This is a genomic window from Sulfitobacter sp. CW3, from assembly GCF_019392245.1.
Classification (GTDB): domain Bacteria; phylum Pseudomonadota; class Alphaproteobacteria; order Rhodobacterales; family Rhodobacteraceae; genus Sulfitobacter.
The window spans coordinates 389,759-408,915 of the sequence record NZ_JAHXRL010000001.1; the positions used below are offsets into that span (position 1 = coordinate 389,759).

Genomic DNA, 19,157 nt, shown 5'->3' on the forward strand with positions numbered 1-19,157 from the left:
GGAACGAAAAAAACCGCACGATTGATCCATGCGGGAGGAGGATGCATGAACAATCGAGCGGCTTTGCTCTTGAAATCTTTGGCTGGCATCGTTGCTGGCCGAGTAGGCATCTTTGCCTTGTTTCCAGAGTGCCCCAATCACCCGCACCGCGCTACATCAATCATTCGCGCATGCAGTAATTTTTGCTGCAATGCAGAAAACGCCTATTTTTTGGGCGGAAATAAGCGGTGGTTGTCGAAAACCGCGCCATCAAAAAATGTATCAGGCCCCAGAATCATTTCGCCTCGGGTGGACGCAACTGCCGTCGGTTGGGCCAAAGCCCCCTCAACTTTCTCAGACGCGCCGGGCAGATCAGCGCCAAGGGCTGCAATCGCACTGCGGTAAAGATCACTGCGAAAACACCGTCGCGCGACGGTATCAGCATCTTTTGGATCAAGGTTATGCAGGCTTGCTAAATATTGCGCGATCCAGCTTGCCTGGCTGCGCCAAGGGAAGTTTGCCGCCCCGCCATGAAACCTCACAAAACGCTCGATCTGTTTCGGCGCATCGCCGAGTTTTAGCGTCATGTCGCCAGTCAAAGCGGGGTCAATCGCGTGATCGGGCAACCCAAGATGCTGGCTGCGGGTTAGTATTTCGATGGCAAGCGGGGCATTTTGTGGTTGCTCTAGCCAGGTCGTCGCCTTGTAAACGGCGCGGATCATCGCGCGGCAGATGTCGGGGTTTTCGTCTACCCAATCGTGCCGTGCGCCCAGTACCTTTTCGGGGGCGAATTGCCATATCGCATTGCCCGGCAAAATAAGAACTGCCTCGCTTTGTTGCACGGCAACACTGCCCCAAGGTTCTCCTACGCAGAAGATATCCAACGTGCCGGCCTGCACGGCCGCTGCCATCTGGGGCGGTGGCACGGTAATGATCTCAACATGATCAGATTGAAAGCCAGGGTCGCGTGTCAGCCAGTAATCCAGCAGCAACCGGTGCATTGAAAAGGGAAACGGAACGCCAACCCGCAAGGGTTTGCTGCGCGACGCGAAAAGGGCCGTTGCTGTTTTTCTGGGGTTATCGAATGTATTGCGCCAGCCCGTTGCTTGCATCTTCGCATTCAGGTCAGCGGAAACTCCGATCACCGTTCCATTAACCGACAAGACCATCAGCGCATCAATCTGGGCTGGCATGCCGCCTAATCCCAATGACATTGCAACCGGCATCGGAGACAACATATGCGCAAAATCCAGATGCCCGAGGGCGAGCATGTCTCGTAATGCCGACCAAGAGGGCTGGCGCACCAATGAAAGGTCCAATCCTTCTTCGGCGGCAAATTGCAATTCCTTGGCGATGATCAGGGGCGCGCTGTCCACAAGTGGTAGATATCCGCATTCGACATGTCTTTTTGTCATTGCAAAAGATCCGCCGCAGTCACCAATGAAGTAGCGACATCTATCACTTTCCGGCCTTGATCCATGGCCGTTTTGCGCATCAATTTATACGCTTCATCCTCTGACAGCCCGCGCGCCCGCATCAGCAGTCCTTTGGCGCGGTCAATTGTCTTGCGGTCTGACAAGGCAAGCTTGGCCGCGTCCAGTTCCGACTGCATTTTCGACAGAAGCCGAAAGCGCGCGATTGCAGTTTCGAGAACCGGTTTAATCCGGTCCATTTGCAATCCGTTCACCACATAAGCGCTTAAACCCGCGGCGATGGCCGCCTGCGTCATGGCCTCGTCCGTTCGGTCCACAAACATTGCGACTGGCCGCTCTTTCGCTTGGGAGACGACACTAATATGTTCAAGCGTGTCCCTGTCAGGATTGGCAAGATCGATCAAAATGATGTCGGGATTTTGCTGTTGAAGCGTGCGGTCAAGCTGCGTGACAGTCGCGATGACGATCACTTCGGACCACCCGCTCTCGACAAGCGCATCAATGATGTCTTTCGCTTTGGATTGGTCAGGTTCGACAACCAGAATTTTGAGATTTTTGTGCACCGTCATTACTGCTGCTGCGAACATGCAATTCTCAATAGCGGGATGGCGGCGGCGACGTGATCGTTTGATGACTTGCTTAAAATGCGGGCATAATCCGGGGTGCTGGGTAAAATTCAGGCAAATCGCAAAGCCGCTCTGAGCGCCTAAACAAGGCGCTAAACGCGAGCGGGGTTTGTGCGTCTGCCGACACCGACAAGCAGTCATGTGTTTGGGTGCAGCGCGCTCACGACCTGATGTCTGGAACTCGGAAGCTTGTGCGCCCGATCCACAAGGGCGACTGAAACTGCGCTTGGCTGGTTTTTCACAAGTGGGGATGTCTTCGGCATTGCCATAATGGCACGGAGCCTGCACACTCATTGCGAGAATATGCCGTTGCGTCATGCGCCAGTGGGTCGTGCGGTCGATACAGAGGCGGGTTCCGCCCGATATGGAGATTGAGATGGCTTTGAAACGCGAATGGTTCCCGTCAGACACCATAAAACTAATCAACAGGTCAGAGGATCATCTGGTGCGCGATGGGCGCCTGCAAACCCCGGCCGCCGCCGGTGAGGACCCCTCGAAAGGCGCGCATGCGATTGGACGGCACTTGTTGTCAAGCGCGCCCGGTGCCTTGGGCAACGGTGTAACTACGGCTGATTTTCGCGACAGGTTCCTTGATGCTGCGGGCAATGTTAGCTCTGTTTGGCTGGGCAAGGGCGACATGTCCATGCTGCTGTGCGAGATGCTAAATTCCCGGATCGGTCAAGCCGCACTGAACAATCTTGATCTTGGGGTGCGCCGCATCGCGGTTCACTATTTAAATCTAAAGGCCTTGAGCCACATGACCGGCAACCTGACGATGCAGGAATCCAACATCCACGTCACCCCGGCCAGTGAAACTCTCGTCGATTTCGTTGTCACCAATAGTAAGACCGGCGCATATATCAAAACGATTAAGCGGCGGCAGGTCATCCCCGCGGTGCGCACGGGGGTCGTTACGGTTGTCGATATTGGCATGGTTCATGCTGTACTGGATCGCCATGGAGCCAACCTTCATCTGCAAACGCTTTTTCCCAGCAGTGAGCTTGCCGAAAGCTCGATGGATTGGAGGATCGGATCTGTGTCGATGCGCGGGGCCTTCGTTAGCGACAGTCTGACCGAGCGTGTGATCCCCGCGCTTTAGGCACCAGATCACGCCGGAGCCAGCACCGTTGTTCTTCTGCCGCAGAAGAGGTCCGCTGCTAGGCTCAGGCAAACGATGCATCGGGATGTTTTGCAACCTGACAGGAAGGCGCACAAACAACGGCATGCTGTCGCCGGTTGCCGATGAAGCAAAAGAGCTGAAACGGAACAACGCAGGCGGTTGGGCAATCAGCGAGCGACCGCCAAAGTTTGAACTCTGGCGGTCGCTGCAGCTTATTGTCTGCTGATTTTTAACATGATGGAGATCAGAGATGCCGAAGCTCAAGCAGCATCATCTAGACCTCAGAGCCACAGTCGCGTTGGAGGCCGTGAAACTGCTTAGAGACGGTCACTGAGTTGGCCCGTCTGTTGTGCGTGTATGCTTGGGGTTTTTGGAATAGCCTCTAATGATCTCCACGGAGGTGAAGTCGTTGCAGCTCATTGGCCATCGCGCGGATCGCTAAAAGCAAAAAAGCCACCAAGCTATTGAGCTTAGTGGCTTTTTATGGCTCCGACGGTAGGGATCGAACCTACGACCAATTGATTAACAGTCAACTGCTCTACCGCTGAGCTACGTCGGAACGGTCTGGGCGATATAGCAGTGGTATTTTGTGCCGTCCAGTGGGTTAGGGAAGTTTTTTACAGCTTTTTCGAAATTGATTTCAGATCAGCCGAAATTCGGCGTCAACGGATAGGGTATCCACAGGCGCAACTTGGTTTTTTCCAGTAAGATCAACGAGGTGTGCCAGAACGTTTCGGGTGGCCGCCCCCAGAAGTGCGGGTGGTGTCTGTGTATAGATCTGTGCCGCAAGCGCATGTGCGGTTGCCGGGCCAGAGGCAAGGGCCGATAAAATATCCGCCTCTCTGGATTGGCGGTGCGCGACGAGCCATGCCAAACGGTCTTTTGGATCGTCTATCGTGGCACCGTGGCCAGGATAAAATGCCCGCCACTTCCGTTCTTGCAACCGCGCGCACGAGGTCATGAAATCGGTCAGGTCGCCATCGGGCGGCGACACAAGCGAGCTAGCCCAGCCCATTACATGATCGGCGGTAAAGCAGGCATCCTGCCAGCCAAGGCTGATGTGGTTACCGATATGGCCGGGGGTGTGGATGACCTCTAATGACCAACTGTCGCCTTTGATATGGTCGCCGTCCTGCACGATCTGGTCGGCGCGGAAATCTTCGTCAATGCCCTCGCCGCCGCCGATCTGTGCGCCTTTGGCCAGCTGCGTCATGACGGACGAGCGCCCCGCAGCCGCATCGCCAAATGCAATGATCGGTGCGCCGCTTGCTTGGGACAGATCGCGCGCGAGGGGGGAGTGATCGAGGTGGGTATGGGTGACGATGATATGGCTGATGTGTTGGTCTGAACCGACGGCGGCCAGAATCGCATCCAGATGCGTCGACGATGCCGGACCGGGATCGATGACCGCAAGGCCGCGGTTGCCAAGCAGATAGGTGTTTGTGCCGCGATAGGTCATGGGCGAGGGGTTGTCCGCCACGATTCTACGCAAACCGGGTTCCAAATCCTGCGCAAGGCCTACGGGCGGGTCAAAGTCATCGGGGGGCAGCATTGTTTGGCCTTTCGTAGGGGCAGGTGTCTGGCTAAGGTCTACAACATGTTCTTTACCTGGCTCAAACGATATATGCCCCGAGGCATTTACGGGCGCGCGGCCTTGATCCTGCTGTTGCCGGTTGTGATTTTGCAGCTGGTGGTGACGGTGATCTTTGCGCAGCGCAACTATGAAGGGGTTACAACCCAGATGACCGAAACCGTGCTGCGCGAGGTGGCATTGGTGTTGGACGTGACAGAGGATGCAGCGTCGCCCGACGACATTGCACCGATGGTCACAGAACGGTTGGCCCCTTTGATGATGGGGGTGATGTCGGTATCGCCAGATGGATTGCCCGACAAGAACAGCCTGTCATGGTATGATTATTCGGGCCGTGTGATGATCAAGCTGTTCAACGCCCGTTTGCCCGGCTTTCTGGCGCTTGATCTGACCGACCCGGGGACGGTGCATTTGTTCACCGATACAGATCGTGGCCCGATCAAGATCAGCTTTGACCGGCGGCGCATTTCAGCGGCGAATCCGCATCAGCTATTCGTCTATACCTTTACCTTTGGTTTTTTGATGACGTTGATTTCGTTCGTTTATCTGCGTAATCAATTGCGCCCGATCAAACGTTTGGCCCGCGCCGCCGAAGCATTCGGGCGTGGCCGTCACATCCCCTATACCCCTGCCGGTGCGGTCGAAGTACGGGCCGCAGGCAGTGCATTTGTCGATATGCGCGCCCGGATCGAGCGGCACATTGAGCAACGTACATTGATGCTATCGGGTGTCAGCCACGATCTACGCACCCCCCTGACACGTATGCGGTTAAGTCTGTCGATGATGGACGACGATGAGGTCGGCCCCTTGTTGCAGGACGTCAGCGATATGCAGCGGATGTTGGATGAGTTCCTTGATTTCGCCAAAGGGGCCGCCGAGGGCGAATTTGAAAAACTGGACCCGCATGTCTTGTTGAAAAACGCCGTGGCCGAGGCCCAGCGGGCAGGGCGCAACGTGACGCTGCTACCCTCGGAAGGGGATGGGGAAGGCACGGTGCGTTTGCGCAAGGGGGCGATCTTGCGGGCGGTTGATAACCTGATCTCGAACGCCGTCCGCTATGGAACCCAAGCCGAAGTTTCGGTGATGTTAACCGATAAAACGTTGCGCATCCGCGTCGAGGACGATGGCCCCGGCATCCCCGAAGAACGCCGCCTAGAGGCCGTGCGCCCGTTTTCGCGACTGGACCCCGCCCGAAGCCAGAACAAAGGCGGAGGCGGCGTTGGTCTGGGCCTTGCCATCGCGACCGACATTACCCGCGCCCATGGCGGCGTGTTGCGGTTGGGTGTGTCCGAACGGTTGGGCGGCCTGCGGGCTGACATTGTCATCGCGCGCTAGGCGATTCTTAGGTTCGATATCAATAATCCGTCCCGCGCTAACGGTGCCAAACGCCTGAATGTGTTTCGGGGTTGGACCAGTTGGATGCTATAAATTCACCATCGGTTGCAGATTTTAAGCTGTCCTAGACATCTGCACGTTTCGTGTTCTGGTTGCAATATTAACCAAGTTGCTTCTCAATGCTACGCAAGGGGTGCTTTTCACGCCGCGTGCAGACGCGGATGGGAAAAGCACCCAATGGAGATAATCTGCCGGGACAGCAAAAATACCGATAAAACAGATTGTTAAATGTACTGAGATGCGCATTATCGACCTGGTCCGAAAATCGCCACAAATGCGCCCACAATTTGGCTCGTGCCTCAATGATGGTGAAACGAGGGAGACTACGGAACAAAAAATAGATCGTCAGCTCATCAGACAAGACGACTACGTGTTCATAGTTTCTTCGGGGGAATTCTAAAAATATGATCAGCAGAATCAGAAATTATCTATCGTCAAAATCATTTCTTTTGATGGCCGTCATTGTTATCGGCGGCGTGTCTGGCATTGGCTATACGATCATCAAGCTGGACCGTGATAATCATCTAGCAACCGTAAAGCGTGACGTTGAAAACGGGCTGTATGCGACAGCCGAGCAAGTTCAGTTGCGCTTTTTTGAGACGGTTCTGATCGCTAAGAAAATTGAAATCATACTCAGCACGTCAGGCGGGGTTGTTGATGCGAAAATCGTCCGGGCGGTCGAGGAATTTCAAAAGGAAGCCCCAGCAATTGTTGCTGTTGCACTGGCACCGGGGCTGCAGGTCACCCACAGTTTTCCGCAGGGCGACGATAAAACAGCGATCGGCCTGAAATACTGGCAAGTGCCCGAGCAAATGGCCAGTGTCGCACGGGCATATCGCGGGCAAAGCGCCGTCGTCGACGGGCCTGTTTCGCTGCTGGGCGGCAAGGCAGGCTATATCCTGCGTTACCCTGTGTTTTTGCCCCGCTCGGATCGGGATCTGGATCGTTTTTGGGGAATCATTTCGATCGTGGTCGAGGCGGACAGCTTGTTAAGCGCGGAACGCCACGATTTTGGCGATGCATCAAAATATCTGTTCGAGCTGAAAGAGATCCCAGCCTCCGGATTGCCTGCGGCGTCGGCTGGTAACGGCGACATTTCGTGGCGTTTCGAACCCGTCGTTGTTGAATTCAGTATGCTGGGCAACAGATGGCAGGCAAAGGCTCGGCCCACCGATGGCTGGCCTTCTTATTCACCGCAAAGCAGCTATTTGGTGGGTTTTTCACTGTTCTCGGCCATGGTGTTGTTGGTCGTGTTGTTGGCCTATCGCAGGCTTGCGGTGAAAAAGGATAATGCGCATGCGCTGCTGTCCGAAGCCGTCGGCTGTATCAGCGAAGGATTTATTGCCTTCGACGACAAAGAACGGTTGATGATCGTGAATGAAAAATATCTCGATTACCATTCCGATATTGCCGATCTTGTTGTCCCCGGAATGAAAATGGATGAACTGGCACGCATCGCCGCGGCCCATCAGCCAACGCCGCTTGATGCCGAGGAAAAAACGGCATGGATTGCATCGCGGATGGACAAATTTCGCAACCCTGGTGAATCCTTTATTCAACAAGTCGGTGAGGAGCTTTGGTTAAAGGTCACCGAGGCCAAGACGCCACACGGGTATACTGTCGGCATCTGGACGGACGTCAGTACTGAAAAGCACGCGCAAGACGCCGCAGAGGCGGCAGACCGCGAAAAGACCGATTTCCTGAACAACGTGTCGCATGAACTGCGCACCCCTTTGACGGTGATTTTTGGCCGCGCGACGTTTATGCGTAACAGTGACCGGCTGCCCCAATCCAAGCAGCTTGCTACGGTGATAGCTGCCGACGGCACGCCAAGCGCTGAAATCTCCGGCGCGGTCAAAAAATATCAAGACTTCATCTCGGAGCAGGGGGCGGGGATTGCAGATTCCGCACAGCACATGATCCGGCTGGTCGAAGATCTGCTGGACTGGACAAAAGTCGCCCGTGGCAAGCTGGAACTGGATATGCAGCTTTTGAAGCTGGATGAACTGGCGTTCTCTGTTGTTGAGGATCTGCAACCCAATGCCAAAGCCAAAGGGTTAAAGCTGACCTATTCAGGTGACAGCACCGCGGAGGCAATCGCCGACAAGGTCAGGCTCAAGCAAATTCTGTACAACCTGATCAACAACGCGATCAAGTTCACCGACAAAGGCTCCATCCATCTGGCGATGTCCAAAGAAGACGGGCAGGTCGTCTTTAATGTGACAGATACGGGTCATGGCATCTCTGAGGAGAACCTTGAGCGGGTATTTCAACGTTTTCAACAGGTTGACGGATCAATGTCGCGCAAAAGCGGCGGTCTTGGCCTTGGGTTGGCGATTTCGGAACAACTGGCGGCACTGCATGGCGGTACGTTGTCGCTGACCAGCAAGATCGGTCATGGCAGCACGTTTACCCTGAAAATGCCAAGCAGCGAAGGCGTGGCAGAGGGGACCAAAAGCGCCGGAGAAACGAGCATCACCATCGAAAACGTCGCGTAAGTCGCGCGGCTGATACGGTCGTTGATCGCGGTTACTGGTGCCGCAACGCTTCGATCGGGTCGAGCCGTGCCGCACGGCGCGCGGGGAAATAGCCAAAGATCACCCCGACCACCGCCGAAAACAGGAACGCGCCACCCACAACAGCGGGGTTGGGGGCAAAGGGGATCGCCATCAGGTTCGACGCAAAGATGGCCAGCATCAGACCAAGAACGATGCCGATCAGGCCACCGATCACCGACAGAACGATGGCCTCGACCAAAAACTGCATCAACACTTGGCCTGATTGCGCACCCACGGCCAGGCGAATGCCGATTTCGCGGGTACGTTCGGTGACGGACACCAGCATGATATTCATGATGCCGATGCCACCGACCAGCAGACTGACCGCCGCCACCGCCGACAAAAGGCCGGTCAGCACATTGGTGATCCCCGACAGCATCGCGGCGATCTGCTTCATGTCCATGACTGTGAAATCATCATCCTCGCCTTCGCTGATGCGGCGGCGTTCGCGCATCAGCGCTTCGATGTCGGTCTTGGCGCGGTCGGTTGATTTCCCATCCTGCACCGACACAAACATCATCGCGACGTCGCTGTTTCCGGAAATACGCCGCTGGAATGTTTTTATCGGCAGGCCAATCACATCGTCCTGATCCGTGCCAAAAGACGACGCGCCTTTGGCTTCCAGCAGGCCTACGACCTCGCAGGTTAGCGAGCTGAGGCGGATGGTTTCACCGACGGGGTTGGTGTTGCCGAAGAGTTTCTGGCGCACGGTTTCACCAATGATACAGACCGCTCTGCCCGAGGTTTCCTCGGTGCTTAGGAACTGCCGCCCCATCACCAGTGGCCAATCCACCGCGTCAAGGTATCGGTTGTCGGTGCCGACGACCTGCGTCGTCGTGCTTTCGGGTCCAAAGATCGCTGTCATCGATGTTTGCGCATAGGGGGCAGCGGTGTCGACGCTGCCAATCTGGTCAATAATCGCTTCTACATCTTTCAGTTTGAACGCTTTGGCGACCGATTGTGTGCCCGGTCCCTGATCCATGCCGCCGGGCATGACCATCAAAATGTTGGTGCCCAGCTTTTCAACATCCGCCGTGACCTGGCTTGATGATCCTTCGCCGACCGTGACCATTGCGATCACAGCGGCGACCCCGATAACGATCCCCAGCACGGTCAAAACCGACCGCATTGTGTTGCGAAAGATCGCTTGAACTGCCAGCCGTATGGTTTCCCAGATCATCGTTTGCCACCTCCGCCGGTCGGCTTTCCGTCTCGTTCGACCTTGCCATCGACCATCCAGATCAAACGATGCGCATATTCGGCCATGTCTTCTTCGTGGGTGACCATGATGATTGTCATCCCCTCGTTATCATTAAGACCGCACAGTAAATCCATGATTTCACGTGACATTTTCGTATCAAGATTGCCTGTGGGTTCATCGGCAAGGATCACATCCGGATTGCCGATCAGCGCCCGCGCGATGGCCACACGTTGTTGCTGCCCGCCCGACAGTTCAGAGGGCGTATGGTGCTCGCGCCCCTTCAGGCCGACCTTGCTGAGCGCGTCCAGCGCGCGCTGCTTGCGTTCGGCGCGGCCAACGCCCTTGTAGATCAGGGGCAGTTCCACGTTTTCCAGCGCCGAGGCCCGAGCCAGCAGGTTGTAGCCCTGAAACACAAACCCAAGATAGTTCCGGCGCAGCAGGGCGCGCTGCTCGCGGTCAAGGCTGGCGACCGGCACACCGTGGAACAGGTATTCCCCCGACGTAGGGCTGTCGAGGCACCCTATCAGGTTCATCGCGGTGGATTTGCCCGACCCCGAAGGGCCCATGATCGCGACAAATTCTCCGGTTTCTATCTTGAAACTGGCCCCGTCCAAGGCGCGGACTTCGGCCTCGCCTTTGCCATAGATTTTTGCAACTTCGCGGAATTCGATCAACGGTGCGGCATCGACCACGTCACGATCCCTCGTTCATGTCGACGATCACCATATCACCCTCGACGATGTCGCCTGACAGGATGTGGGTCATCTGGCCATCGGTATCACCCTTTTCGACAGGCACTTCGATGGCGGCACCGTCGCGCAGCACCCAAACGGTGCGGGTCGACCCCGTGTTGGCATTCGCATCGTCACGGGATGGAATAAGCAGGCCAAGCAGGCCGCCGCCTTGGGTGTTGTCGTCGTCGGTGTCTTCGACCACTTGCGGCGGCGCAAAACGCAGCGCAGCGTTGGGCACCACAAGCGCGTCTTTATGTTCTGCGACCGTGATATCAGCCGTCGCAGTCATGCCGGGGCGCAGCATCAGGGCCGCATTATCGATGGACAGGATCGCCTTGTAAGTGACCAGCCCGTCAATGGTTTCAGAGGCATAGCGGACCATGGAAATGACCGCCGGAAAGGTCTGATCGTCATAGGCATCGACGGTAAAGCGTGCCAGTTCACCCGGTGCGACACGGCCGATATCAGCCTCGGATACGTCAACCTGAAGCTCCATCTTGGTCGAATCCTCGGCGATGGTGAACAAGACAGGCGCGGATAGCATCGCGGCCACGATCTGCCCTTCATCGACATCGCGGCGCAGCACCAGCCCCTTGATTGGCGAACAGATGCAGGCTTTGTCCAGCTCGGCCTGTTGCGCATCAAGCTGGGCCTTGGTCAAATCCATATTCGCATTTGCGCTGGCCAAATCGGCCTTTGCGCGGGCCAGCTTTGCCTCGGCTGCGTTCATGTTTGTGCGTGTGGTAACGCCGCGTTCATCCAGCTTTCGGACCGTGTCGTAATTCAATTCAGCTTCCAACAGACTTGCTTTGGCATTGGCAACCTGCGCTTCGGCCACGGCGTGGGATGCCTTTTGCACAGCCAGTTGCGCTTCAAGCTGGGTCGTGTCGAGCTGCGCCAAAATTTGCCCGGCCGCCACGGTATCGTTGTAATCAACCAGCACCTTTTCCATCGTCCCGGACAGTTCCGATGAAATCTCGACCAGGTTCGTGGGTTCAATGGAGCCTGTCGCGGTAACTGTGACCTGCAAATCGGCGCGGGTCACGGCCTCGGTCTGATAGGTAACGGCGCGCCGTGTCGCGGCCTCGGTGTTCCACCAATATAGGCCACCCCCAAGGACGAGCAAAATCGCGATGTAGTAAATCCAGCGCGGGATCGGATGCCGACTGTCACCAACCCCCAGTGTCGCTTCGATTTCACTTTGCTTGTCGGCCATAGTTACGCTCCGATGAGGGGACCTAGGCTTCGTAACACCGTGCCCTATCGTGCCGCCTTGATGCATATCAAGCCGGGCGCAGATTTCACGGCGGTCGATCCATCAAATATGGTCTGGATTGGTGATAGACCCCACAAGCGCATATTGGCGTCGCCGCGGGGCTGGATCATATGAAAACCGTCAGTGTCAGGCGTTAATGATCAGGGGCGTAATGTTTAAAATCGGCAAGAACTTGTGGCGGGGCTTAACAGCTTACAAAGACTTTTCCTCTTAAAGGGGGTGGCCGGCAATTGGGTCGGTCGACCAACAAGAGGCCTTTCTAGTGCTGACTGTACTGCGCGCGTTCACGTTGATCTTTGGTTTTGTCGGTGGGGCTGCGTTTGCTGCCAACACTGCCGAAGAAAATGCTTTGGTATATGTTCTGAAACAGATCGTTAACCTTGAACACGAAGGGACGATCTGGGCTGCACTTGCGAAAAGCAACTACCGCAACATGAATTTGGACGAGCGTGAAATACTCTCCCAAGACGAGCTGTGGCGCGCAGAAATTGGAACCAGCGATCCTGAACTGATCGGCCTCATCAGCGCAACAGCGGCTTCGGCCTATCTGCGTACAGTGGTCGCTGAATCCGAAGGCCGGATTACCGAAATTATTGTGATGGATGCCACAGGATCGAACGCTGCCATCAGCAACGTCACCACCGATTACTGGCAAGGGGACGAAGCCAAGTTCCTTGAGACGTTCCCAAAAGGGGCTTGGGCAATTCATCAAGGAGAAATCGAATTTGATGAATCTGCCAATACCTACCAGCGGCAAATCTCGGCTACCTTGGTTGACCCGATCATGCGGACCCCAGTCGGCGCAGTGACTTTCGGCGTTGATGCCGCCGCATTCCCTTAGTTCCCGAGTTTGTGAGAGTAAGAAAATGTCGATGCCAAAACGCGTGAGTATCCTGCATTCAATTGCGACCAAGTTTGCCCTTGCCGCTGTGCTTTCTATTTCAATTGTGGTGCTGCCGTTGCTCATTTTGCAAACGGCGTCGCTTGGTCATCTCGCTCATGAAACCATGGGAACCCAAGCCGAAGATCGCGGCCAATTACTGGCCTCTGCGTTGCCCGCGCCGGTCGTTTATCAGAAATACGGCGATATCAACGACTTGTTCAGTCAATTCGAAGAGGGCACTGGAGGTTCGTTTATCAGCTATGTGGTGGTGCGCACCGATGGCACAACCGTCGCTGAATATGGCTCCGACACAGATGCGGCCTTGGCCGATTTCGCGCGCAGTGCAATTGGTGCAGAAACCCGGTTGGTTTCAAAGCAAACCCAAGAGATCGCTTTCCCGCTTTTATTTGGAAAGACGCGAAATGTCGGCGCTTTTGCAATGCGGTGGTCGGCTGATCCGCTGGTTGATTTTCTGGCTGACACCCAGCTCAAATCCTTGATTGCCACCGGTATTATCGGACTGATCGCAGTCGTCGCGACGTTTTTGGCATTCCACGGTATTATTCTCAGGCCAATGTCCGCGTTAACCAAAACGGTCGAGGCTTTGCGGCACGGTGATTTCAAGGCAGAGGTTGTGAGCGCAGCCCGCCATGATGAATTTGGCACGATGGGTAAAGCGGTCGAGCATCTGCGCGCAGACCTCGAAAACGCGGCAGAAGGGGCACGTGAAGCAAGCTTTAAGCGTGAAGCGTTCAACAATTCATCGGCGGCCTTGGTGCTTGCGTATCAAACGGGCGAGATATTTGCGGTCAATCCGGCTTTCGAAGAGCTTTGCCAAAATCGGATCACTCAGTTTCAAAGCTACTTTCCTGACTTCGACCCGAAAGACGTGGTCGGGCGGCCACTTGAGCTCTTTCATGTTCTCTCCAACAAAATGTTGGAGGATATCGGGGCTGATGACGGCGCGGCATTTGCGACAACGATTACAATGGATGACGTCCGCATCTCCCTTAAAATTAAACCCATACGCGATGGCGAAGACAACAAGATTGGTTTTGTCCTTGAATGGCAGGACGTCACAAATGTGTGGAAAAGCACTGCGCTGATCAACGAAATCAACGCGACCCAGCTTCGGGCTGAGTTTTCCCCAGAAGGACTGCTGCTGGATGAAAACAAGATTTTCTCTGCGACAATTGGCAGGCCCAAAGGCATGCAAGGAAGCGCGACATTGGCGTCTTTGATGTCGAGTGACGCCGAAGATTTGGTTTCAAAGTTAAAGAAAGGCCGCTCTTTCATTGGGAAAATGGTGTTTCGAGGCATAGATGGCAGCGATGTTATCGTCGAAGGCAGCATTACGGCAGTTATCGGTACCGACAAAAAGCCTTATCGGCTGTTCTTGTTGGGGCGGGATATCACCGAGGTAACTCAGGCGGCCGAGCAAGCCCAATGGGATCGTGCAGAGCTAAGTCATGAGCGGGCAAAGGTCGTTGATGCGCTGCGCGTCGCCTTTAAGCGGCTGCGTGATGGCCATCTGCACGTGAATCTATCTGAACCGTTCGCGGATCGATTTGAGGAATTGAGACAAGACTATAACAATGCGGTAGGGCAATTATGCCAAGCGCTTCGCGGTATTGCCAGTCGCGCCGAAACCATCCGTAACGAATCCCAGGACATCAGCGGAACGACTGAGGTATTGTCGCGTAGAACCGAAGGGACGGCTGCCACATTGGAGCAGGCAGCCTCTGCGTTGGACGACCTGACAGCCGCTGTTCGAGGCACCGCAGAAGGTGCCCAGAAAGCGGATAGTATCGTCGCGGAAGCAAAAATAAATGCGCAGAAGAGCGGGGTTGTGGTTCTGAAAACGGTCACCGCGATGGACGAAATTTCGACATCCTCCAAAAAGGTCGCCTCTATTGTCAAAGTCATTGATGACATTGCTTTTCAGACGAACTTGTTGGCGCTGAACGCCGGTGTCGAAGCGGCCAGAGCCGGTGAGGCGGGGCGCGGATTTGCCGTTGTCGCATCTGAGGTCAGGGCGTTGGCCCAAAGATCATCCGAAGCTGCGACCGAGATCAATGGCCTTATTGCGCAGTCGGTTGCTCAAGTCAAAATTGGCGTCGATTTGGTTGGCGAAACAGGGAAGTCTTTGGAAGAGATCGCTACCTCGGTGCACGACATTTCAACACAGGTTTCCGAAATCGCGATTTCGGCCAGTCAACAATCACTGAACCTCGAAGAAATAAACAGTTCAGTCACGAAACTTGATCAATCGACACAGCAGAATGCCGCGCGATTGGAGGAAACGACCGCGGCAAGTGATGCCCTTAAGCGCGAAGCTGCCGCATTGGTTGAAACCATCTATCACTTTCAACTGGCGGAACAAATTGTTGATTTTGCCGATCGAAGAAACGGCAGCGAAATAGTACAGGCATCGGCAAGGGAAGAAACTGAACGGGTACGGGTGCCGTTGAAGCAAGAAATTGCATGCTCGGCCACCGGAACATGGACAGATTTTTGATGTTGTTAGTGAACACTCGCATAGGTTTTCACGGGGGGATCGTTCAATGGCGCTCCATTTAAGCGAGGCTCCCGCGTGGCCTGATCATGCGGACGAGATGTTTGTCGCTCAGGGTGAATTCCAAGTCACTGATGCACCCGATGTTGTCTTGAAAACCTTGCTGGGTTCCTGCGTGGCCACTTGCCTGTTTGACCCAGTGGCGCGCATTGGTGGGATGAACCATTTTCTGCTCGCGACGGGCCCTGACAGCGACGCCCATTCAGAGCGATATGGGCTTTTTGCTATGGAGATATTGATCAACGGACTGCTGAAACTTGGGGCAAGAAAGTCGCGATTGCGCGCCAAAATTTTCGGCGGTGCAACAATGTCGGGACGAATGGGCCATATAGGCGCAAAAAATTGCGAATTTGCGATTGGTTTCCTTGAATTGGAAGGAATGCCTGTTGTTGCAAGCAGTCTGGGCGGGGGGCAGGCGCGCGCGATACGTTTTACACCCACCACGGGCCGGGTCAGTCAACTTTTGGTCGACGATGACGAAACCGACGTTTTTATCCCGCCCGCTGCAAAGCGGTCTCACGACGATATCCAGTTTTTCGGGAAATGATGTGATGACCTGTACAATAATGCTCCCCGATAGACTGCATTCAGGCAAGGCAGATGATCTAATCCAGCTGCTTTCCAGCAACAGTGGGCAAGATATCACGATAGATGGTCGAAAAGTCCTCTCTGTTGGCGCTCTAGCCGCAGAAATTCTCTTGCGCTTTCAAGGGTTTTGCCAGTTTTCCGGATACACATTCCAAATTGAGGCCTCTTCACATTTTGAGGATGATCTAAGGCTTTTGGGAATGGCCGAGACACTTCTGGGAAAGGAACAACCGCAATGAGTATTAGTATTCTCACGATTGATGATTCCCGGACGATGCGCGACCTGTTGCGTTTGACTTTGGAGGAAGCTGGATTTTTCGTAACAACTGCAGAAGACGGTGCAGATGGCGTGCAAAAATTAACCGACGCAAACCCTGATGTCATTATCACGGATATAAATATGCCGGTGATGGATGGGTTCGAGTTTATTGAAACCGTCCGCGGTTCTGGCCGGAACGCGTCGGTCCCAATTCTTGTATTGAGTACCGAAAACAGCGCCGAGCTTAAGGATCGGGCGCGAACCGTTGGTGCTACTGGTTGGATTGTGAAGCCATTTAACGATACGCGGCTTGTTTCGGCGATCCGGCGCGTTGCGAGGCTTTGAACATGTCATCACTGATCGAGCTACGCGAAATATTTTTTCAGGAATGTGAGGAACAGCTTGAAGACCTTACCGATGGATTGAATGCGCTGGATGCGGCACCAGAAGATGCAGATCCTGATCAAATTAATAGTATGTTCCGCGCCGTGCATTCGATCAAGGGAGGGGCCGCGTCGTTCTCCCTCGATGCGATAGCGGAATTTGCCCATGAATATGAAGCAATCCTGGATGAACTGCGCAGCGGTAAGTTGGTAATAACCCGCGAAATTCTGGCTGTTTTCTATCGTGCGGCAGATCATCTTGCGGATCTGATATCTTGTGGTGCCGCGGGCACAGACCCTGATCCCGACGCTCTCACGCGTCAGATTTCCGAGATTGAATCCTTATCGGGGACGGGACTTAAGCCAGCGCAAACAGATGACTTCCTTGCAGCATTCGTACCTCTGGCCATGGGGGCCGAGGGGCCCGCGCCAGCCGATGTTGGAATGAAAATCCCGCATTTCGATATCACATTCGCGCCGACCGCTGAATTATACGCAAACGGGCATGAGCCCGCGCATTTGTTTCGGGAACTTGAATCATTCGGGCCGTTGAAGGTTAACGTTGAGTTAGACATAAATGCGGCCTGGGACCAGTCCGATCCGGCAGTGACCTGGCATTTGAACCTCGCCACCGATCGCCCAGAGAATGAAATTCGCGAGATATTTGAGTTCGCGGAGCCATACGCCAACTTCCAAATTCTATGTAGTCAGCGTGCCAACCCCGTGCTTCCCCATCCCATGGCAGCAGCAGATGATATGGCTGCAGTCGAAACGGTGGCGGATACGGATCAGCTGGGCAGCGGTGAGACGGAAAGCCCAATCGTAATACTGCCCAATCAGACGTCAAAACCGCACGCGCCACGCAAATCGACGGTTCGTGTCGACTTGGACCAAGTTGATGAACTGATCAATTTGGTAGGCGAGTTGGTGATCACCCAATCAGTGATGAGCCAATCCCTTACTGAACACAGCGGCGTGGTCAGTCGGAAGGTTGCAGCGACGCTTGATGATTTCAAATCCCTGACCCGAACTATTCAAGAGGGGATCATGGCAATTCGTGCCCAATCAGTGAAGCCGCTGTTCCAGCGGATGGCGCGTATCGTGCGGGAAACAGCACAGGTCGCCGGCAAAGAGGTCCGGTTTAACGTAGAGGGCGAGGATACCGAAGTAGATCGCATCATGATCGAACGCTTGGTCGACTCGTTGACCCACATATTAAGAAACGCCGTCGATCACGGAGTAGAGACAGGACCGCACCGTGTTCAAGCAGGAAAAGAAGAAGCGGGAAGCATAACGCTGTCCGCCGCGCACCGGTCCGGTCGCGTCGTGATAGAAGTTACTGATGACGGTGCCGGCGTGCGCCGAGATAAAGTTTTGGCTTCGGCCATCGCCAAGGGGCTGATACCAAAGACGGCTCAACTAAGTGATGGTGAAATTGACCGATTGCTTTTCATGCCCGGATTTTCGACCGTGGAAGCCGTTACCAACCTGTCCGGACGTGGTGTCGGGATGGACGTTGTTAACAGTGAAATTCGTCGTCTCGGCGGTCGGGTTGCGATCATTTCTAGCCCGGGAGAAGGGACAACAATTTCAATTAGTCTGCCGCTGACGCTTGCGGTTCTTGATGGCATGATCGTCGATGTCGGCGACGAAAGCTTGGTGGTGCCCATATCCACAATCGTCGAAACCATCCGCCCTGATGCATCGAAAATTCATCAAATTGGCCCGTCCTCCCGGATGATCGCAGCGCGTGATATGATGGTTCCCATAATCGAGCTCGGGCAGGTATTTGGGTATGAAGGCAGGTCTGCCCCTCCCAATGGCCATATCCTTATTGTTGTTGAAGACGAGAAAGGGGAGCATTTTGCACTTGCCGTGGATCAAATACGGGATCAACGGCAAGTTGTTATTAAAAGCCTTGAATCGAATTACGGCCATGTTCCTTTTGTTGCTGCGGCGACAATATTAGGGGACGGTCAAATCGCCTTAATTATCGATTTAGACGAAATTACCCACGGGATATCTAGCACAACGTCGGCTTCTGGTACGCACAAGAGGGCATACGCATGAGTTTTGAAGAACGAAGGAAATCTTTGAAAAAGATTGAATTCATTACGTTTTCAATCGGCGCGCAAGATTTTTGTATGGACATTATCCTCGTGAGAGAAATCCGCGGTTGGACGAAAGTAACAACGCTTCCCCATTCTCCGTCGGATGTATTGGGTGTAATGAATTTGCGCGGTGCTGTTGTTCCTATCGTTGATTTATCTGCGCGATTGGGGTTGGGGCGATATGAGTCCACCGACCGCGACGTGATTATCATTACACTGATTGGGGATCAGACGGTCGGTTTTGTTGTGACGGCCGTGTCTGACATTGTTGGATTGGTGCACGATGATGTTCAGCCAATGCCGAATATGGGCGGAGGATCCGAAAATATGTTCGTAAAAGGAATTGTAACAAAAAATAATAAGACCCTTCGTGTTTTGGACATAAACAACATCGCAGCAACCATGGCAGAGGCGCGTGAAATTGCATGACTAGAGAAGGTACATC

General features: G+C 54.5%; 15 protein-coding genes and 1 tRNA gene. 9 read left to right on the forward strand and 7 right to left on the reverse strand.

The window, feature by feature from the left end; genetic code table 11:
* Positions 1-203: 203 nt before the first annotated feature.
* Both KZZ06_RS01680 and KZZ06_RS01685 read right to left on the reverse strand, forming a co-directional pair.
* Positions 204-1,394, reverse strand: coding sequence for a CmpA/NrtA family ABC transporter substrate-binding protein (locus tag KZZ06_RS01680; protein ID WP_219578289.1), 1,191 nt, complete (start codon positions 1,392-1,394; stop codon positions 204-206).
* On the reverse strand, positions 1,391-1,975 hold the full coding sequence (locus tag KZZ06_RS01685; protein ID WP_219578633.1) for an ANTAR domain-containing protein: 585 nt from the start codon (positions 1,973-1,975) through the stop codon (positions 1,391-1,393). The genes KZZ06_RS01680 and KZZ06_RS01685 overlap by 4 nt, the downstream gene beginning before the upstream one ends.
* 439 nt (positions 1,976-2,414) lie before the next feature.
* On the opposite strand from KZZ06_RS01685, the gene KZZ06_RS01690 reads away from it, so the two are divergent.
* On the forward strand, positions 2,415-3,137 hold the full coding sequence (locus KZZ06_RS01690) for a hypothetical protein (protein WP_219578290.1): 723 nt from the start codon (positions 2,415-2,417) through the stop codon (positions 3,135-3,137).
* Positions 3,138-3,642: 505 nt separating this feature from the next.
* Here KZZ06_RS01690 and KZZ06_RS01695 read toward each other — a convergent pair.
* Both KZZ06_RS01695 and KZZ06_RS01700 read right to left on the reverse strand, forming a co-directional pair.
* Positions 3,643-3,717 (reverse strand) — tRNA-Asn (locus tag KZZ06_RS01695).
* An 81-nt stretch (positions 3,718-3,798) separates the two neighbouring features.
* Entirely contained in the window at positions 3,799-4,710 is a 912-nt protein-coding gene (locus KZZ06_RS01700) for an MBL fold metallo-hydrolase (protein ID WP_219578291.1), read from the reverse strand.
* 45 nt (positions 4,711-4,755) lie between these two features.
* On the opposite strand from KZZ06_RS01700, the gene KZZ06_RS01705 reads away from it, so the two are divergent.
* Positions 4,756-6,084 carry an ATP-binding protein gene (locus KZZ06_RS01705; protein WP_219578292.1) on the forward strand — a complete coding sequence of 443 codons (1,329 nt, stop codon included), beginning with the start codon at positions 4,756-4,758 and terminating at the stop codon, positions 6,082-6,084.
* A 512-nt stretch (positions 6,085-6,596) separates the two neighbouring features.
* On the forward strand, positions 6,597-8,642 hold the full coding sequence (locus tag KZZ06_RS01710) for an ATP-binding protein (protein ID WP_257884151.1): 2,046 nt from the start codon (positions 6,597-6,599) through the stop codon (positions 8,640-8,642).
* Between the two features lie 31 nt (positions 8,643-8,673).
* Here the strand turns inward: KZZ06_RS01710 and KZZ06_RS01715 are convergent, their stop codons facing one another.
* The 3 genes from KZZ06_RS01715 to KZZ06_RS01725 are packed head-to-tail and all read right to left on the reverse strand — an operon-like array spanning position 8,674 to position 11,853.
* Positions 8,674-9,882 carry an ABC transporter permease gene (locus KZZ06_RS01715; RefSeq protein ID WP_219578294.1) on the reverse strand — a complete coding sequence of 403 codons (1,209 nt, stop codon included), beginning with the start codon at positions 9,880-9,882 and terminating at the stop codon, positions 8,674-8,676.
* Positions 9,879-10,595 (reverse strand): ABC transporter ATP-binding protein, encoded by a 717-nt coding sequence (locus KZZ06_RS01720; protein ID WP_308339990.1) that lies wholly within the window; start codon positions 10,593-10,595, stop codon positions 9,879-9,881. The genes KZZ06_RS01715 and KZZ06_RS01720 overlap by 4 nt, the downstream gene beginning before the upstream one ends.
* 1 nt (position 10,596) lies before the next feature.
* Positions 10,597-11,853 carry an efflux RND transporter periplasmic adaptor subunit gene (locus KZZ06_RS01725; RefSeq protein ID WP_219578295.1) on the reverse strand — a complete coding sequence of 419 codons (1,257 nt, stop codon included), beginning with the start codon at positions 11,851-11,853 and terminating at the stop codon, positions 10,597-10,599.
* A 322-nt stretch (positions 11,854-12,175) separates the two neighbouring features.
* Here KZZ06_RS01725 and KZZ06_RS01730 point away from each other — a divergent pair, with 322 nt between their 5' ends.
* From KZZ06_RS01730 to KZZ06_RS01755, 6 genes are all read left to right on the forward strand, one after another.
* A complete protein-coding gene (locus KZZ06_RS01730) occupies positions 12,176-12,754 on the forward strand; it encodes a hypothetical protein (protein ID WP_219578296.1) in 579 nt (192 codons plus the stop codon).
* Positions 12,735-15,314, forward strand: coding sequence for a methyl-accepting chemotaxis protein (locus KZZ06_RS01735; protein WP_257884186.1), 2,580 nt, complete (start codon positions 12,735-12,737; stop codon positions 15,312-15,314). The genes KZZ06_RS01730 and KZZ06_RS01735 overlap by 20 nt, the downstream gene beginning before the upstream one ends.
* A gap of 46 nt (positions 15,315-15,360) precedes the next feature.
* The gene (locus KZZ06_RS01740) at positions 15,361-15,918 is read left to right on the forward strand and encodes a chemotaxis protein CheD (RefSeq protein ID WP_257884152.1); all 558 of its coding nucleotides are present in this window, start codon (positions 15,361-15,363) and stop codon (positions 15,916-15,918) included.
* Positions 15,919-16,194: 276 nt separating this feature from the next.
* Positions 16,195-16,563 carry a response regulator gene (locus KZZ06_RS01745; protein WP_219578298.1) on the forward strand — a complete coding sequence of 123 codons (369 nt, stop codon included), beginning with the start codon at positions 16,195-16,197 and terminating at the stop codon, positions 16,561-16,563.
* Between the two features lie 2 nt (positions 16,564-16,565).
* Positions 16,566-18,671: a chemotaxis protein CheA gene (locus KZZ06_RS01750; RefSeq protein ID WP_219578299.1), complete on the forward strand. Its 2,106-nt coding sequence runs from the start codon at positions 16,566-16,568 to the stop codon at positions 18,669-18,671.
* Complete coding sequence (locus KZZ06_RS01755) at positions 18,668-19,141, forward strand: chemotaxis protein CheW (RefSeq protein WP_219578300.1); 474 nt, start codon at positions 18,668-18,670, stop codon at positions 19,139-19,141. Before KZZ06_RS01750 ends, KZZ06_RS01755 begins: the two co-directional genes overlap by 4 nt.
* Positions 19,142-19,157 lie beyond the last annotated feature (16 nt).

Coding starts and splice junctions, on each gene's coding strand:
- KZZ06_RS01705 (WP_219578292.1), top strand. CDS start 4,756: ATGTTCTTTACCTGGCTCAAACGATATATGCCCCGAGGCATTTACGGG.
- KZZ06_RS01700 (WP_219578291.1), bottom strand. CDS start 4,710: ATGCTGCCCCCCGATGACTTTGACCCGCCCGTAGGCCTTGCGCAGGAT.
- KZZ06_RS01715 (WP_219578294.1), bottom strand. CDS start 9,882: ATGATCTGGGAAACCATACGGCTGGCAGTTCAAGCGATCTTTCGCAAC.
- KZZ06_RS01750 (WP_219578299.1), top strand. CDS start 16,566: ATGTCATCACTGATCGAGCTACGCGAAATATTTTTTCAGGAATGTGAG.
- KZZ06_RS01755 (WP_219578300.1), top strand. CDS start 18,668: ATGAGTTTTGAAGAACGAAGGAAATCTTTGAAAAAGATTGAATTCATT.
- KZZ06_RS01745 (WP_219578298.1), top strand. CDS start 16,195: ATGAGTATTAGTATTCTCACGATTGATGATTCCCGGACGATGCGCGAC.
- KZZ06_RS01680 (WP_219578289.1), bottom strand. CDS start 1,394: ATGACAAAAAGACATGTCGAATGCGGATATCTACCACTTGTGGACAGC.
- KZZ06_RS01690 (WP_219578290.1), top strand. CDS start 2,415: ATGGCTTTGAAACGCGAATGGTTCCCGTCAGACACCATAAAACTAATC.
- KZZ06_RS01710 (WP_257884151.1), top strand. CDS start 6,597: ATGGCCGTCATTGTTATCGGCGGCGTGTCTGGCATTGGCTATACGATC.
- KZZ06_RS01740 (WP_257884152.1), top strand. CDS start 15,361: ATGGCGCTCCATTTAAGCGAGGCTCCCGCGTGGCCTGATCATGCGGAC.
- KZZ06_RS01735 (WP_257884186.1), top strand. CDS start 12,735: ATGCCGCCGCATTCCCTTAGTTCCCGAGTTTGTGAGAGTAAGAAAATG.
- KZZ06_RS01725 (WP_219578295.1), bottom strand. CDS start 11,853: ATGGCCGACAAGCAAAGTGAAATCGAAGCGACACTGGGGGTTGGTGAC.